The sequence below is a fragment of the Streptomyces sp. a15 genome, from assembly GCF_059026085.1.
Genome location: NZ_JBWLKM010000122.1, coordinates 1 through 16,071 on the forward strand (window position 1 = coordinate 1; position 16,071 = coordinate 16,071).

Below are 16,071 nucleotides of genomic sequence, written 5' to 3' on the forward strand. Positions count from 1 at the left end.
AGCCAGGGCGCCGATCATCACACGATCGAGCTAACTCGACCTCGTGCACGCTTCACGGCGAACAGTTGGAACCCCCGTGGCAGTCCGCGGCGCGTCGCGTCCGCCGCCGGCCTTCCCGTCCTTCGGGTGTCAGAGGGGCACGGGTGTCAGAGGGTCTTCGGGTGTCAGAGGGGCGAACCGGGGTCCTCGGGCCGGATCCGTCCTCGCCAGGCGCCCGTCTCTCCCCCGCGCCCTTCGATGTAGTCCTTGAAGCGGTGCAGGTCTCCCTTCACCCGGCGGTCGATCATGCCGAGCATGTCCCCGCCCTTCTCGACCATGCCGGAGGGCTCGACGTCCATGGTCAGTTCCACCCGGGTGTGCGTGTCGTCGAGCCGCTCGAACCTGACCGATCCCCGTTGCCGGATCTCGCCCTCGACGACCCGCCACGTGATCCGGTCGTCCGGCAGCTGGTCGACGATCTCGGTGTCGAACTCGCGCTGCACTCCCCCGATCTTGGTCTTCCAGTGGTTGTGCCGCTCGTCGAGCTGGCGCACCTCCTCGACGCCCTCCATGAAGTTCGGGAACTCCTCGAACTGCGTCCACTGGTTGTAGGCGGTGTGGACGGGAACCTCGACGTCTACTGCTTCCTTCACCGTGCTCACGGGTTCCTCCTCGCTGAGATTCGGCGACGGTCGTTGCACACGCCGCCGAGTACCCGTGCGCCGGGGTATGAAGACCCGCATACCGCCCTGAATCAGGTGTCACCGCAGGAGGACGCCACTGGTACGGCCCCGTGAGCTCGGGGCCGTACCGGTTCGGCGGTCGGGGCCGGGATCAGTTGGTGAAGGTGAAGTACTTCCAGGCGCCGTGCGTCGTGGAGTTGACGGTGTCGCCGGAGGAGCCGTTGACGTACGACGAGCGCATCCGGGCCCGGATGCCGGATTCGCCCGGTGCTTCCAGGTTCACGGCCGACTTGCCGTTGGTGGCCAGTGCGAAGTACTCGGACCCGGAGTCGTACCAGGTGCCCTGGTAGTAGACCTGGAGCTGGAACCGCTGCTGGCGGCCCGAGTAGTAGTTCATCGTCGTGGTGAACCGCGGGTCGGTGTTCTTGCGGAAGTAGTAGTACGTCGTGGAGCCGATCTTGCCCGTCTTGTAGTGCTTGGAGACGGCGGTGGAGATCTTCGCCTGGGCGTACCCGGTCGACTTCACGGTCTTGGGCGCGGAGCGGGCGTCGCCGTCGAAGACGGCGGTGACGGCGGTGTCACGGGTCATGTCGACGGTCGCCGACAGGTTGCCGCTGGAATTGACCTTGGCCTTCTTCAGCAGCTTCTTCGGCTTGTCGGCGCCGAAGGGGTCCGCGTAGATCGCGACGGTGCGGTTCTTGTACGTCGTGCCGAGGTGCGCGGTGAAGGTGACGTCCTTGCCGTACGAGTACAGCTTGCCGTTGTTGTTCAGGGTCAGCGTGGTCGCCTTGCGCGAGACCTGCACCGCGTCGGAGCCGGAGACGGGGGCGTGCTTGGCGTCGCCCGCGTAGGACACCTTGTAGGTGACCTTGCCGCCGGCGGGCGGGGTGTCCGGGAAGGAGAAGCTGCCGTCGGCCTTCGTGGTGACGGCGGCCAGGGCCTTGCCGCTCGGCGACTCGAGGTCCGTGCGGGTCACCTTCAGACCGGTGCCCGCGGGAAGGGGTGTCTTCGAGGCGAGCTTGCCGGTGACGGTGAGTTTCTTGGCCCGCTCCGCCGTCGCGGGGGCCGCCACCTTGAGGGTGGGCAGCTCCTTCGTGGGATCGGTCAGGGCACGCAGGGTGTACGTGCCGTGGGTGTTCACGGAGACGGCGAAGACACGGCTCGCGTCCGGCGCCCAGGCGAGCGCTCCGTCCACGAGGGTGTCGGCGCCGCTGCTGTCGCCGGTGTTGGGGAAGTCGTACTCCCGCGTCGGCGTCGGGTCACCGGGCCGGTGGATGTGCACATCGGGCTCGTACCCGGAGCTGCTGCCGCCCGCGACACTGCCGTCGGGCGCGACCCGCACGGCGTTCGGGTACGGGTCGATGGGGTAGCCCGCCAACTCGGTGAGGTCGGTGGTCGAGTAGGCGCCGATGCCGTAGCCGGTGTCGGGGCTGCCCCACGAGGTGAGCACCTGGCTGCCGTCGGGCGTCAGGTCCAGCTGCTTCACGGCGGTGTCCATGTCGCCCTTGACCCGCAGCGTGGCCCCGTCGGCCGAGACGTCGTACACGGCGAGATCGCCGCCGTTGCCTGCCACCAGGACGCCCGGGACGGCCGGATCGGAGGCCAGGAACATCCCGAAGGCGCCGGAGAAGTCGACGTCGCCCCGCTCGGCGAGGTGGACGACGGGTTCGGTGCCGGAGACGTCGAGCGAACCGAAGTCGGTGCCGTGGGCGAACCAGATCCGGCCGTCCACGACCTCCAGGTCACCGGGAGCCGCGCCCACCGGGTAACTCGCGGTCTGGGTGTACGTCCCGGTCTCCACGGAGACGATCCGGTTGCCGTTCTTCACGGCCGCGTACACCTGCCCGGAGTCGGCGGACAGCGCGAGGCCGCTCACGCCGGAGAGCCCGCTCAGCGTCGCCTTCACGGCGCCCGCGTAGTCGGTGACGACGATCTTGCCGCCGGTCGGGTCGGAGACGTAGACGCGCTGGTGGGCGCCGTCCACGACGATGTCGCCGACCGACTTCACCGCAAGTATCTTCGCGGAGTCGGCCACGGCCGGCCCCGCGGCGCCGACGGCGAGAACGGCGGAACTGAAGACGACCGCGAGTGCGGTCGCGGTCGAGATGGTGCGCCTGCGCACAGTGATGTGAACCCCCACAGAGCAGCCCGGTGGTCGCCGGGCGGAAATGACGATGAGTAGGCCACGCGTCCCCCCTCACACCGACGACGGGTGTGTGGACGCTGCCGAGGAAGGCAGCGTATGGCATGCCAGTGACAATTGAGGATCGGAATATCAGGGAGGGCCGCGGTGTCGCTGCGCGATGGGCGGGCGGCGACCGGTCGGTCGGCAGTCGGGCGGCGGGCGGCGCGCGGGTGGTCCGGCGGCGGGCGTCGTAGCCGGTGGAGCATGCCGGTGGCCCGGGGCCGGGGCCGAGTGCCGCGTCCACCGCCGAGATCGGGACGGCGCGGTCACCTGCCGACCGACGACTTCGGAAGCGGCACGCATCGGCGACGTTGGCGCCCACGCCCTCTGCCGGCGCGGCCCTTCGGCCACTGCTGACGGCCGGGACAGGGACTCGGCGTCGGCGTGGACGGGTCCTTTGCTGCGCCGCGTAGTTGGCCCATCGTGGTCGGCAGGTAGCGGCCGGTGACGCGAACCCTGGCGGCAGTTGGACGCGTGCGGCGCTTACACGCGAGCCCCGGGAATCCCCGCAGGAGTTCCGCACAGCCTCCACATAGCGTTTCGGAACCGTCGCTACTGTTTGCTGGCCGCTCGATCCCACGTACGAACGTGACCGGGCCGCGGCCCGGCGGGTCGACGGCATGTCAACTCAGGAAGACCGCAAATGGACTACTGCTCCACATGTCGCCGCCATCTCAATGGCGCCCTGGTGTGCCCCGGGTGCGGTGCCTACGCCCCGGACATCGCTCCGACCACCGCCGGCGGCCACATCGTCCCGGCCCCGGTCACCACGGTGACCTCCGTGACCACGGGTGCGGCAGCGGCATCGGAGCCCATGGCCTTCGACGCGTGGCACGGTCGCGGCGGCCGACTGCGTCATGAGGTGGCGGCCGGGGGCGGCATGGACGAGGTCCCGCAGAGCGACCCGTCCGGCGGTCCTGAGGGTGGGCCGATCGCGCCGCAGGGGCGGGCCGCGCGGCGTCGCCAGCGTGCCCGCTGGAAGAAGAACCAGCGCAAGGCCGTGGTCGCGACCGCGGTCGCGCTCATCGGCGGCGGACTGACCCTGGCCTCCATGGACCGGCAGTCCGGCGACCGGACACAGGCGGCCACGGCGCCGAAGGACCCGGCCATGGGGGCCGTCGAGGAACAGGCGGCACAGGACGCCCGCCCGACGTCGACACAGCCCGACATACAACGCTCCTCGCCCACTCCCGCGCAGTCGCCCGCGTCCGACCACCCCCGCCGACAGCAGGCCACCGCCTCCCTCCCCACCACTCCGCCGAACACCCGGCCGGACGCGGCTGCCCCGCCTCGTACGACGGCGATGTCGCAGTCGCAGCCTCAGCCGCAGACCACTGCCCCGTCCTCGGACGGAACGGTGCCCGACCGCACCGACACGGCCGATTCGACGCCTGCGCAGACGCCCGCGCCCGCCGCCACTGCCGCCGGCGGTTCCGACGCCACGGACTCGGGAACGTCGCCGGCGAGCACCGCGCCGACCACGACCTCGCCGTCGCAGGTCTGCCTGCTCGTGCTGTGCATCGGCTGACCGCGCGGCACGGGGAACCAGCCCGCTCCTGCGGTCGGTGCCCGCGTACCTCCCCATAAGAGCGGGCGCCTCGACGCCGGCGCGCCGGGCCCTGTCGCCGGACTCTGTCGCCGGACTCTGTCGCACGACCAGCCGCCGTGCCCGCCCGCGGCCCCCTTCGGTGGCGCACCCCGTGCCGACAGAGGACGCTGGACGCAGGGGCAACGCGATGGAGAGACACCCCATGGTTCAGACCAGCTCAGACCACAAGGCGCACACGCCGTTTCTTTCCCGCCCCGGCGTCCGCCGCCTCGCACCGTTCATTCTGATCACCGCGATCGCCCTGGTCTTCATCTTCGAGAACCGCGAGAGCGTCGAGATTCGCCTTCTCGTCCCAGAGGTGACCATGCCCCTGTGGGGCGCCCTTCTGATCGCCTGGGGCCTCGGCATGCTCGCCTGCGCCTTCACAGTGCGTCGGCGCCGCAGCCGGCATACACGACGGCCTCAGTAGCTTCCGCGCCGTCTGCCCCCTGCGAGTTCAGGGGCCGCGGGATCTTGACCCGGGTTTGCTCAGCACGTACGTTCCCTGCGTCGGTAAGTAAACGGTTACTACCTGATTACCCTCAAAGGGGAGGTCCCTTCACGATGAGAGCTGCAGGAGACCGGGAAGAGCTCACCACGGACAGAGGCGACAGCGCGGGGGCGTTGTCCCGTCGGGGAATACTCAAGGGCGCGGCCGTCACCGCCGGAACGGCGGCGGTGGGGCTGGTCGCCACGCGGCCGGCGCACGCGGCGAACGCCCCGGCCGGTGCGGTCCGTACGACCGCGCGCATGGGCGGTACGTCCATCACCATGTCGGTGGTGAACGGGGCGCTCCAGTGGTCCGCCGAGCGCAACGGCAAGACCGTGATCGACACCTCGGCCCTGGGTCTCAGGCTGAGCGACGGGACCGTCCTCGGCAGCGACGTGACGGTGCTCGGGCACCAGCACGGGACCACCCGTACCACCTGGTCCCCGGTGTACGGCCGCAACGCGACGGTCACCGACCACTACCAGGAGCAGCGCTGGAAGCTCCAGGACACCGCCTCGGGCATCCGCTTCGGCGTCCGGATCCGCGCCTACAAGACCGGCGTCGCCCTGCGCTACGTCCTGCTCGACACAGGCACCGACACCGACACCGAGACCGGCACCGAGACCGGCACCGAGACCGGCACCGTCACCATCTCCGACGAGCTGACGACGTTCGTCTTCCCGGACGACACCACCGTCTACAGCGCCCGCGACGAGGACGCGTACGTACCGGTCGCCCCCGACGCGATCCCGTCGACCGGCACGTCGAGCACGGACCAGGGCCCCCTGACCGACCTGCCGCTGACCGCCGCGCTCTCCAACGGGTACCTCGCCTGCGTCTGCGAGTCCGCCCGCCTGAACTTCCCCCGTCTGATGCTCAGTTCGGTCCCCGGGCAGCCGGGCACCCTCTCCGCCTTCCTGATGGAGCACACCGCCCGCGGCAGCGGCCCGGTCGAGACGACCGCCACGGTCACCGCCCCGTTCGCCACACCGTGGCGCGCGGTGGTGATCGGGGCGACGCACGCCGAACTGGTCGACAACGCCGAGCTGGTGCTCAACCTCGCCCCGCCCACTGCCCTGACCGACACCACCTGGATCAAGCCCGGCAAGGTCTTCCGCTGCGAGCTCAGCACCGCAGCCGGCCTCGCGGGCGTCGACTTCGCCGTGGCCCGCGGCGTGGAGTACATCGAGTACGACGCCGGCTGGTACGGCCCCGAGTTCACCACCGTCGACGCGACGACCCCGATCGCCGCCATCGACCTGCCGTCCGTCATCTCGTACGCCACGAGCAAGGGCATCGGCGTCTTCCTCTACGTCAACCGGATCGCGCTGTCCGACGCGGACGCGCTGTTCGGCCTCTACAAGAGCTGGGGCGTCGCGGGCATCAAGCTCGGCTTCATCAACGAAGGCACCCAGTCGATGACGAACCAGATCACCGGCTGGGCGCGGACGGCCGCCGCGTACGAGCTGCTGATCGACATGCACGACGACGTGCGGCCTTTCGGCTACGAGCGCACGTACCCGAACTACATCAGCCTGGAAGGCGTCCGGGGCAACGAGCAGTTCCCGACCGCCACCCACAACGTGACGCTGCCCTTCGCCCGCAACATCGGCGGCCCGATCGACTACACCATCTGCTACGGCCAGTCGCGCAACAAGACGACCAACGCCCACCAGATGGCGATGGCCGCGGTGTACTACCAGCCCCTCAACTTCCTTTTCTGGTACGACAAGCCGTCCAAGTACGCCAACCCGGCGAGCTGGCCCGGACTGCCCTGGTTCAACGCCGTCCCCACCACCTGGGACGAGAGCCGGACCCTGGCCGGATCGATCGGCGAGTACGTGGCGGTCGCCCGCCGGAACGGCTCCACCTGGTACCTCGGCGCGATGACCAACGAGACGGCCCGGACGCTGCCGATCCCGCTGTCGTTCCTGGGCGGCGGAACCTACACGGCGACCGTCTACGCCGACGGCACGCCGGGCAGCAGCCCGTTCCGCACCCCGGTCGTGGTCGGTACGCAGACCGTCACCTCGGAGACCACGCTGGACGTGGCCATGGCTCCCGCGGGCGGCCAGGCGATCATCCTGAGGCCGAGCTGAGGCGTAACCCGCCGTGTGTGACGTCTGGTTGGGGCTCTGCGCTGGATGAGTGCCGCCTGTCGATCAAGACAGTGGCGTGGAGCTCACCCACAGACGCCTACCGAAGGAAGCGACCGACACGTGCGCATAAGACAGTTCGCCGAAAGAGCGACACTCTCCGCCGCCCTGAGCCTCTCGCTCCTCGGCCTCGGAACGACCACGGCCGCCGCGGACACCACTACCTCACTGCCGATCAGCTCCTATCGCGACATGGCAGTCGACGCGGCTCATCAGCAGGTGTTCCTCAGTGACCCGTTCGGTGGCAGCGTTCTGGTGACGGACTACACGGGCCAGGTCGTGAAGCAGATCGGCGGTGAGGCCGGCGCCTGGGGAGTCGCGCTGTCCAGCGACTCCAGGACGCTGTACGTGGCTCTCCGCGACGCCGGCGCGATCGCCGCGATCGACACCGCCACGCTGCAGGAGACCGCCCGGTACGACACCGGCACCGGCGCGGGCGCCTACGCCGGCCCGACCTCCCTCGCGCTCGCCGGCGGGAAGATCTGGTTCGGCTACAGCACCGACACCTGGCACGGCGCCCTCGGCTCCCTGGACCTGAGCGGCCCGCAGCCGGTCGTCACACGGGACCAGGGCCTCGACACGTTCCGCGGCGCGCCGCACCTCGCGGCCACGCCGCAGGAGCCGGACACCCTCGTCGCCGCCGAGTCCGACGGCAATGCCGCCTCCCTGGCGGTGTACGACGTGAGCACCGGCCGGGCCGACGCACAGGCCAGGCGCGTCGATCCGGGGCCGGACGGGTGCGCGAGCCTGCAGGACCTCGCCCTGACGCCGGACGCCGCGCGGGTCGTCGTCGCCTGCGCCAGCCCCTATTACCACCAGGCGTTCCGCACCGCCGACCTGGCGGACGACGGCCGCTACACCACCAGCCACTACCCCAACTCCGTGGCCATCGCCCCCGACGGCACGATCGCGGCGGGCATCAACGGCGCCTCCTCGCCCGACGTGTACCTGTTCCCGCAGGGCGACTCCACGGCCTTCCACACCTGGGACTTCCCGGCGTCGTCCCCGTACACCACCAACACCCTCGAGTCGGGCGGTCTGGCCTGGGCCCCGGACGGCAGCCGGATCTTCGCGGTCACCGAGGACAGCGGCTCCACGTCTCTGTCGCTGCAGGTCCTGAACCACCCGCAGGTCGACACCACCGTCACCGTGCGGGCACCCGCCTCGTCGCCCCGGAACCAGGACCTCACCCTCACCGGAAAGCTCGTGGCGCCCGTGGGATTCGGCACCGGAAGCACCGTCGACATCTGGCGGCTCGACGACCCCCTGGCGGGTGAGGGCACGATGATCGGGTCCGCGACCGTCGCCGCCGACGGCACGTTCAGCTACACGGACCGGCCGAAGGCCAAGGGCAATGTCCAGTACACCGTCCAGTACTACGGCGACGCGCGGCACGCCTACGCCTATGGCTCGGTCACGGTCGACATCACCTCCGACTGAGTCCCTCCCACGACAGGCGCTCGGCCGGGGTTTCCCGGCCGAGCGCCTCAGTACGCGGACTCGCGTCGGTGAGCCGGTGCGTCACCAGGCCAGGGCGTCGGCCATGGTCGACTGCCAGTACGAGACGCCGATCGAGTCGTCGACGTACACGCCCTTCGCGGGGAGTGACGGGCGGGCGCTCGCGCCCTCGCCGTAGGAGACCTCGAGAGACTTGGCCGTGTAGCCATTGGAGCCGCTGCCGTCCGCGGCCGAGAGAAGGACGCTCGCGTAGCCCGACTCGCCGGGGGCCAGCGTGACCACCGCCTGCGGCTTGGAGTCCTCGAAGGCCGGCGGGACGGACTGGGCCGCGCCGAGCCGGACGGCCGGGTAGCCGGTCAGGTCACAGTTCTTCGAGCCGGTGTTGGTGACGGTGAGGAGAAGGTGGTTGAGGGGACGGGCGACCACCGTGGCGGCCATCCGGGTGGAGGCGCTGGAGCAGGGGACGGAGGCGGACGCGGAGTCGTCCGAGCCCGTGGAACCCGACGAGCCCGAGGAACCGGTGGACCCCGAGGACCCCGAGGACCCCTTTGAGCCCGACGAACCCGTGGAGCCCGACGAACCCGACGTGCCGCTCGAACCCGCCGCGCCGCCCGTCGAGCCCTTGGAGGTCGAGCCGGTCTGGTCGGTCTGCCCCGCTCCGGTGGACGTTCCGCCGCTCGCCTTCTGCGAAGGCGTGGTGGAGGCCGTGGGCGCCGCCGTGGACGAGGATCCGGCCGACGCCCCCTCGTCGCGGACGCCCTCTCCGCCGTTGCATGCCGCCAGCGTCAGCGTGGCGGCCGTGATCGCGGCGGCGACGAGCATGCGGGAGCGGTGGGTGCGGCGGGTACGTGTGGACATGTGATCCCCCTGGTGCGGTACGGGTGTTGGCATGGGCCGCTCGACCGGGTGCCGGGAGCGGCGTGCTTGGATGGCCCAAGCTTGTGCGGCGATCCGTCCCGGCCGCCACGACTGCCGGGGCATCCGGAACGCTGGAACGCTCGCAATACCTCTGACCTGGGGGAATGACCTCCCCCTGGAACGGAGGTCCGGGACGTGGGAGAGGGAGGAATGGTGGCGGGGGACGAGTTCTCGGAGCTGCTGGGCCAGTTGAAGGAGCGATCCGGGCTCAGTTACGGGGTGCTCGGGAAGCGGCTGCACACGAGTACGTCCACGCTTCACCGGTACGTCAACGGGGACGCCGTACCGACGGACTACGCGCCCGTGGAGCGGTTCGCGCGCGTGTGCAAGGCGACGCCCGAGGAACTGGTGGAACTGCATCGGCGGTGGGTTCTCGCGGATGCCCGGCGGGGGCAGAAGGCGGAGCCCGAGACCGGGACGGGCACGGCGACGGAGGCCGAGACCGGAGCGGGCACGGCGGCGGAACCCGAAGCGGCGGCCGAGCCCGTTCCCGAGATCGAGCGGCCGCCCCTGACGGAGGCTCCCGTGGCGCGACGGCGGCGTACCGCCGTCCTCGCCGGGGCCGCCGTGGCCGCCGCCCTCGTGTCGGCCGCGCTCGTGGTGAATCTCGTGCCCGGCGCGAGCGATGACGACCAGGGCGCGAAGCAGCCCGCGGGCGCCGCGTCCCGGTCCGTCGACGAAAGTCCCGGCGCCTCCGAGTCGGCCGACGGGAAAGGCAAGTCGCCCTCGCCGTCCGCGTCCCGCAGCGGCAGTCCCACGGCTTCCGTCTCCGCCTCCGCCACCCGGAGCGGCGGGGCCGGGGCGGCCCAGGGCGGCGGTGTCGAGGACGGGGCCACCGCGCCCGCCGTCGACGTCGACCCGTACAAGTGGGAAGGGCCGTGCAGCCAGCACTACCTGCTCGACCGGAAACCCGAGGTGGTGCCTCCGCCGCCGTCTGAGCCCGACGCGCGCGGGTGGGTCACCGCGTTCGGCGGGGTCGCCGCCGGGCAGCAGATGCTCGAACTGACCGTGCAGGGCACCGGGAAGGCCACCGTCGTCCTGGACGAACTCCATGTGCGGGTCGTGGAGAAGAGCACACCGCTCGACTGGAACGACTTCGCGATGGGCGTCGGCTGCGGTGGCGGCGTGGAGACGGCGGCGTTCGGTGTGGACCTCGATGCCGGGCGGCCCGCGATCTCGCCCAAGGCCGGTCAGCGCGACTTCCCGTACAAGGTGAGTGAGTCGGATCCCGAGGTCTTCTACATCTTCGCCAACGCGCGGGCGTACAACGTGAGCTGGTACCTGGACCTGGAGTGGTCCAGCGGCAACCAGAAGGGCGTCCTGCGCATCGACGACAACGGCAAGCCCTTCCGGACGAGCGGAAACGTCGGCCGGCCCGCGTACAACTACCCGCTCGGCGACTCCAAGTGGGCACGGGACGAGTGGAACCCGAACATTCCCGGCTGAGGTTTCAGACCGTCGACCACACCTGCGGGGGGATCCGGTCGAGGACGTCGCACAGGTAGGTGAGCCGCTCGTCGATGCCCTGTGGGCTGAGACGGCCTTGGTACCAGGTGAGCAACTCGTCGTTGTGCAGCCGGACCGGGGCGTCCTTCCCGGCCCGCGGGTGCGTGGCCAGGAACGGCACCACCCCGCCGGTCAGGGCGGTACGGGCGAACGCCTCGTCGTCCGTGATCACCCGGAACGTCTCGTCGAACTCCGGCACACCGAGCCCGACCATGCGCCCGCGCTGCGTCATCCCGTCGAGGGCCTGCGGCCGCCGCACGACCAGCTCGGGTCCGGGGCCCGGCGCGGTGACCGCGAACACCGTCCAGAAGGTGGCCTGGTCGTTGCCCGGGTCGTCGTTGACGCCGCCGGCGCCGGTCGTGTACTCGAAGGCGCAGAAGGCGCGGCCCCGGTACTCGCCGGTGATGTAGTGCCGCCCGTGCAGGTTGCTGCCCCGTTTGGGCAGCGGGGCCACGCCGCAGAGCCGGTCGACCAGCCCGTACGTGTTCGCCTGGTAGCTCCAGCCGCGCTCCTGGGCGACCCGGATCGCCTCGGCTCTTCCCTGGAGGCCGCGGGTCACGTTCCTGCGGTTGCGCACGAACATGGTGATGACGAGGGCGAACATCCCGCCCCCGAGCAGGATGATGAGCATGGGCACCAGTACGTCCATGGCAGGCGATTATGTTCTACAAGTCCTCGTCCCCGAACGGCAGGGCGTCCAGGTCGCCGTCGAACTCCTCGGTGTCCGGGAGCAGTTTGGGGAACATCAGGGACAGGGCGTCGTCGGACGGGTGATCCTGGTGGCCGGTCGGGCCGGGTAGGGGCTGTTCGGTCCAGATGCATTTTCCTGTCGGGGTGTAGCGGGTGCCCCAGCGTTGGGAGAGTGCGGTGACCAGTTGCAGGCCGCGGCCGCCCTCGTCGGTGTCCGTGGCGCGGCGGATGCGGGGCATCGTCAGGCTGCCGTCGAAGACCTCGCAGATCAGGTCGGCGCCGTACAGCAGGCGCAGGCTGACCGGGCCCTTGGCGTGACGTACGACGTTGCCGACCAGTTCGCTGGCCAGGAGTTCCGTGGTGGGGGTGAGGTCGTTCAGGTCCCAGGCGGAGAGTTGTTCGCGGACGTGCCGGCGGGCCTGGCCGGCCGCTTTGGGGTCCTCGGGGAGCGGCCAGGAGGCGATCCGGTCGCCGGTCAGGGCGTGGAGGCGGGCGACGAGGAACGCGGCGTCGTCGGCCGCCTGGTGCTCGGCGGGGAGCAGGCCGGCGGTGAGGGTGTCGCAGAGCTGTTCCAGGTCCGCGGCCGTGCCGTTCTCGTGGGCCGTGCGCAGGAGCCGGGCCAGGTCCGCCATGCCCTCGTCGATCTCGCGTTTCGACGACTCGACCAGGCCGTCGGTGTAGAGCACGAGCAGGCTGCCCTCGGGAACGTGCAACTCGACCGTCTCGAACGGTGGTTCCGCCGCGCCCAGGGGCGGGTCCGCGGCCAGGGGCGGGAAGTGCACGGTGCCGTCGGGGTGGACCAGGGCCGGCGGCGGGTGTCCGGCGCGGGCGACGGAGCAGACCTGGGTGGTGGAGTCGTAGAGCGCGTACAGGCAGGTGACGTACGACTCCTCGCCCATGCCGCCGACGATGTCGTTGAGGTGGCTCATGATCTCGTCGGGGGGCAGTTCGAGGTCGGCCAGGGTGTGGACGGCCGTGCGCAGGCGGCCCATGGTGGCCGCCTCCGGCAGGCCGTGGCCCATGACGTCGCCGACGACGAGGGCGACCTGCCCGCCGGAGAGCGGGATGATGTCGTACCAGTCGCCGCCCACGTCCATGCCCTGTCCGGCGGGGAGGTAGCGGGCGGCGGCCGTGCACGCGGGCAGGTCGGGCAGGCCCCGGGGGAGCAGGCTGCGCTGGAGTTCGCGGGAGCGGGTGTGTTCGGCGTCGTAGAGCCGGGCCCGTTCCAGGGCCTGGGCGAGGAGGGCGCTGATGGTGGTCAGCAGGGTGCGTTCGTCGTCGGTGAGGCGGCGCGGCCGGTCGAAGGAGACCACGCACACCCCGAAGGTGTGCCCGGACGCGGTCAGCGGCAGGAAGGCCCAGGCCTGCTTGTCGCCGAGGTCGAGCAGGTGGGCCAGGTCGGGCCAGCGCGCGGCGAACTCCCGCACCGAGGACAGGAACAGCGGCGTGTCCGCCTCGATCGCCTCCCAGGCCGGGTTGTGCGTCGTCCACGGGACGCTGTGGACGGCGTCGAGGAAGTCGGCCGCGTAGCCGACGGCTCCGACGTTGTGGAGCCGCTGGCCTTCGACGGCCTGGACCATGAGTCCGGCGGCGGCGAACGGCGGCAGTACCCGCTGGGCGACCGCCTGCACCACGTCCCGTGACGTCGTCGCCTTGGCGAGCGCCGCGGTCAGCTCCGCGATCCGGGTCGCGCGCTCGGACGCGGCGCTCTCGGACGCCTGGCGTTCCTGGGCCAGGCGCCGTTTCTCGGTGACGTCGGTGAAGTAGAGGGTGCGGCCGTCGGGACCCGGCACCAGCCGCAGGTGGTAGCGGCGGCCGGTGTCCGGCATGTGCACGTCGAAGCCGGCGGGCTTGTCCTCGGCCGCGGCCTGCCGGCAGCGCTTCTCCAGGCCGGGGACCTGCCGTGCGGAGGGCAGGTCCCACAGGACGCGCCCGAAGAGCTCCTCCTCGGAGAAGCCCAGCGTGCGTTCCGCCTCCAGGTTGGCGAAGGTGATCCGCCACGCGTCGTCCACGGCCAGGAAGCCGTCGCTCATGTGCCGCAGGGCCCGGCTGAGCGCGTCACGGGCGGAACGGGGCTCGTCGCTGTCCCACCCCACGCCGATCATCCGCTCGGCCTCGCCCTGCTCGTCGTACGTCGCCCGGCCGCGGGCCTGGGTCCAGCCCCACGTTCCGTCCAGTTTGCGCACCCGGTACTCGGCCTCGTACACGCCGTGGTCGCGGATCGCCCGCCCCGCCGCGTCCAGGGTCGGCGCCAGGTCGTCGGGGTGGACGATCCGCATCCAGTTCTCGATCCTGCCGGTGTAGTCCTGCGGCCTGGTGCCGTAGAGCTCCAGGGCTGCCTCGTCCCAGACCAGGTCACCGGTGCGGATGTTCCAGTCCCAGGAGCCGACGCTGACCTCCTTCAGGGCCTGCCGCAGGCGGTCGGCGCTCAGCTCCGTCTGCGAGGGACCGGACGGCGGCGGCGCCTGGGCCATGCGCTCCTCGGTCCAGGCGATGACGGCCCGCAGGAAGTCCCACTGCCGGGGGGTGGGCTCGCCGCTGTCGCCCATCAGGACGGTGAGCGCGCCGATGCTGCGGTCCCCGCTGAACACCGGTACGGCGGCCAGGCCGGTGCCGGGCCACCCGGCCGGGTCGGCCTGCTCGCCGGGTTCCGGCGGCTCCCATACGCCGCTGCCCCGGTGCAGGGCGCGGGCCGGGGCCAGCGGGCCCTCCTGGTCGACGATCTCCCAGGAGCGCGTCAGGACGGGAGGCAGACCGGTCGCCGACACCAGGCGCAGCGCGGACATGGGGCCGCGGAGGTGAATCGTTCCCCCCAAGGCGCCGAGCTCGCCCACCGCATGCTGGAGTGCCAGCCGGAAGACCTCGCTTTCCGCGATACCGGGGTCCACCGTGCTGAGCAGGGCCAGCCGTGCGTTCATACCCGGTATCTAACCGTTCCCGTCTCATCCGAAGCAGTGCTTCGCAGGATTATCACGCCGGGCCCCGCCACTGCTCGCGCGGGGAATCAACAGCCCGGAAACCAGGCGGAGTTATCGTGGATCGCCGACGTCACGTGATCGTCCGGCGTGACACCACGGCCCCGACCCGCCAAGGAGCGGCATGGACATCGGCGTCTTCCTCCCCATCGGCAACAACGGCTGGCTCATCTCGAAGAGCTCTCCGCAGTACATGCCGAGCTTCGAGCTGAACAAGGCCATCGTGCGGAAGGCCGAGGAGCACGGCCTCGACTTCGCCCTGTCGATGATCAAACTCAAGGGCTTCGGCGGCGAGACCGAGTTCTGGGACCACAACCTCGAGTCGTTCACGCTGATGGCGGGCCTGGCCGCCGTGACCGACCGGATCAAGCTGTACGCCTCCACGCCGATCCTCGCGCTGCCCCCGGCGATCGTCGCGCGCATGGCCGTGACCGTCGACTCGATCGCCCCCGGCCGCTTCGGCGTCAACATCGTCACCGGCTGGGCGCCCGGCGAGTACTCCCAGATGGGCCTGTGGCCCGGCGACGAGCACTTCGGCAACCGGTACGACCGTGCCGTCGAGTACGTCACCGTGATGAAGGAGCTGTGGAGCGAGGGCGTCAGCAACTTCAAGGGCGAGTTCTACGAGATGGACGACTGCGTGCTGTCCCCGCGGCCGGCGAACGGGCACATCGACATCGTTGCCGCGGGCCAGAGCAACACCGGCATGAAGTTCGCCGCCGAGCACGCCGAGTACAACTTCATCCTGGGCAGCGGCGTGAACACCCCGCTCGCCCTCTCGGGCACCACGGCCACACTCGTGGACGCGGCGAAGAAGTCCGGCCGCGACGTCGGCGCACTCTCCCTCTTCATGGTCATCGCGGACGAGACCGACGAGGCCGCCCAGGCGAAGTGGAAGGACTACCACGACAACGCCGACCGCGCGGCGCTGGCGTACATGGCCGGGGAATCGGCCACGGACACGACCGCCGACGACTCCTCCACCGCGAGGACCATCGTGCTGCCCGAAGGCGCCGTGAACTTCAACATGGGCACGCTCGTCGGCTCGTACGAGACCGTCGCCAAGATGCTCGACGAGGTCGCCGAGGTCGCCGGCACCAAGGGGATCATGCTGGTGTTCGACGACTTCATCGAAGGCCTCGAGAACTTCGGCACCCGCGTCCAGCCACTGATGAGGTCCCGGTCGGGTGGGCCGGTTACGGCGGCCTGACGCCGGGTGTACCGCCTGCGGCTCAGGAGCCGTCCGGCCGGCAGTGCGGGCAGGTGGGGCCGGGGGCGTCGGGGTGGCCGGTGAGCCAGGAGTCGCGGGGCGGGCGGGTCGGCCGCGGCCTGACCCCGCGTGCTGCCCGGGTACTCAGGGGCCCTGCGGCCGGCAGTACGGGCACCACCACACCGTAGGGAGCGGCACAGGGGTGCCGCAGCGGGCAAGTCGGGTCGAGGTCG

General features: G+C 70.9%; 12 protein-coding genes and 1 pseudogene. 7 read left to right on the forward strand and 6 right to left on the reverse strand.

Annotation, left to right across the window (positions count from 1 at the left end):
* Window positions 1–164: 164 nt before the first annotated feature.
* Both AC5P09_RS47770 and AC5P09_RS47775 read right to left on the reverse strand, forming a co-directional pair.
* Complete coding sequence (locus AC5P09_RS47770; RefSeq protein ID WP_493879949.1) at window positions 165–641, reverse strand: SRPBCC family protein; 477 nt, start codon at window positions 639–641, stop codon at window positions 165–167.
* Window positions 642–813: 172 nt separating this feature from the next.
* The gene (locus AC5P09_RS47775; RefSeq protein ID WP_493879950.1) at window positions 814–2,784 is read right to left on the reverse strand and encodes an Ig-like domain repeat protein; all 1,971 of its coding nucleotides are present in this window, start codon (window positions 2,782–2,784) and stop codon (window positions 814–816) included.
* A gap of 706 nt (window positions 2,785–3,490) precedes the next feature.
* On the opposite strand from AC5P09_RS47775, the gene AC5P09_RS47780 reads away from it, so the two are divergent.
* From AC5P09_RS47780 to AC5P09_RS47795, 4 genes are all read left to right on the forward strand, one after another.
* Window positions 3,491–4,375, forward strand: coding sequence for an SCO2400 family protein (locus AC5P09_RS47780; protein ID WP_493879951.1), 885 nt, complete (start codon window positions 3,491–3,493; stop codon window positions 4,373–4,375).
* 223 nt (window positions 4,376–4,598) lie between these two features.
* The gene (locus AC5P09_RS47785; protein WP_493879952.1) at window positions 4,599–4,865 is read left to right on the forward strand and encodes a LapA family protein; all 267 of its coding nucleotides are present in this window, start codon (window positions 4,599–4,601) and stop codon (window positions 4,863–4,865) included.
* 134 nt (window positions 4,866–4,999) lie between these two features.
* A complete protein-coding gene (locus tag AC5P09_RS47790) occupies window positions 5,000–7,024 on the forward strand; it encodes a glycoside hydrolase family 97 protein (protein ID WP_493879953.1) in 2,025 nt (674 codons plus the stop codon).
* A gap of 120 nt (window positions 7,025–7,144) precedes the next feature.
* Window positions 7,145–8,521 (forward strand): hypothetical protein, encoded by a 1,377-nt coding sequence (locus AC5P09_RS47795; protein WP_493879954.1) that lies wholly within the window; start codon window positions 7,145–7,147, stop codon window positions 8,519–8,521.
* A gap of 81 nt (window positions 8,522–8,602) precedes the next feature.
* Here AC5P09_RS47795 and AC5P09_RS47800 read toward each other — a convergent pair whose 3' ends face one another.
* On the reverse strand, window positions 8,603–8,977 hold the full coding sequence (locus tag AC5P09_RS47800) for a DUF4232 domain-containing protein (protein WP_493879955.1): 375 nt from the start codon (window positions 8,975–8,977) through the stop codon (window positions 8,603–8,605).
* Between AC5P09_RS47800 and AC5P09_RS47805 the strand changes: the two genes are divergently transcribed.
* Together AC5P09_RS47805 and AC5P09_RS47810 are read left to right on the forward strand one after the other, a co-directional pair.
* On the forward strand, window positions 8,967–9,401 hold the full coding sequence (locus AC5P09_RS47805; protein ID WP_493879956.1) for a hypothetical protein: 435 nt from the start codon (window positions 8,967–8,969) through the stop codon (window positions 9,399–9,401). The two genes, AC5P09_RS47800 and AC5P09_RS47805, sit on opposite strands and share 11 nt — an antisense overlap.
* A 191-nt stretch (window positions 9,402–9,592) precedes the next feature.
* Complete coding sequence (locus tag AC5P09_RS47810) at window positions 9,593–10,903, forward strand: helix-turn-helix domain-containing protein (RefSeq protein ID WP_493879957.1); 1,311 nt, start codon at window positions 9,593–9,595, stop codon at window positions 10,901–10,903.
* 4 nt (window positions 10,904–10,907) lie between these two features.
* Here the strand turns inward: AC5P09_RS47810 and AC5P09_RS47815 are convergent, their stop codons facing one another.
* Both AC5P09_RS47815 and AC5P09_RS47820 read right to left on the reverse strand, forming a co-directional pair.
* Window positions 10,908–11,612 (reverse strand): hypothetical protein, encoded by a 705-nt coding sequence (locus tag AC5P09_RS47815; RefSeq protein ID WP_493879958.1) that lies wholly within the window; start codon window positions 11,610–11,612, stop codon window positions 10,908–10,910.
* Window positions 11,613–11,628: 16 nt separating this feature from the next.
* Window positions 11,629–14,571, reverse strand: a complete 2,943-nt coding sequence (locus AC5P09_RS47820) for a SpoIIE family protein phosphatase (RefSeq protein WP_493879959.1) — start codon at window positions 14,569–14,571, stop codon at window positions 11,629–11,631.
* Window positions 14,572–14,752: 181 nt separating this feature from the next.
* On the opposite strand from AC5P09_RS47820, the gene rutA reads away from it, so the two are divergent.
* Complete coding sequence (rutA, locus tag AC5P09_RS47825; RefSeq protein ID WP_493879960.1) at window positions 14,753–15,838, forward strand: pyrimidine utilization protein A; 1,086 nt, start codon at window positions 14,753–14,755, stop codon at window positions 15,836–15,838.
* A gap of 22 nt (window positions 15,839–15,860) precedes the next feature.
* Here the strand turns inward: rutA and AC5P09_RS47830 are convergent.
* Window positions 15,861–16,071 (reverse strand): annotated as a pseudogene (locus AC5P09_RS47830) (hypothetical protein); the annotation flags it as partial.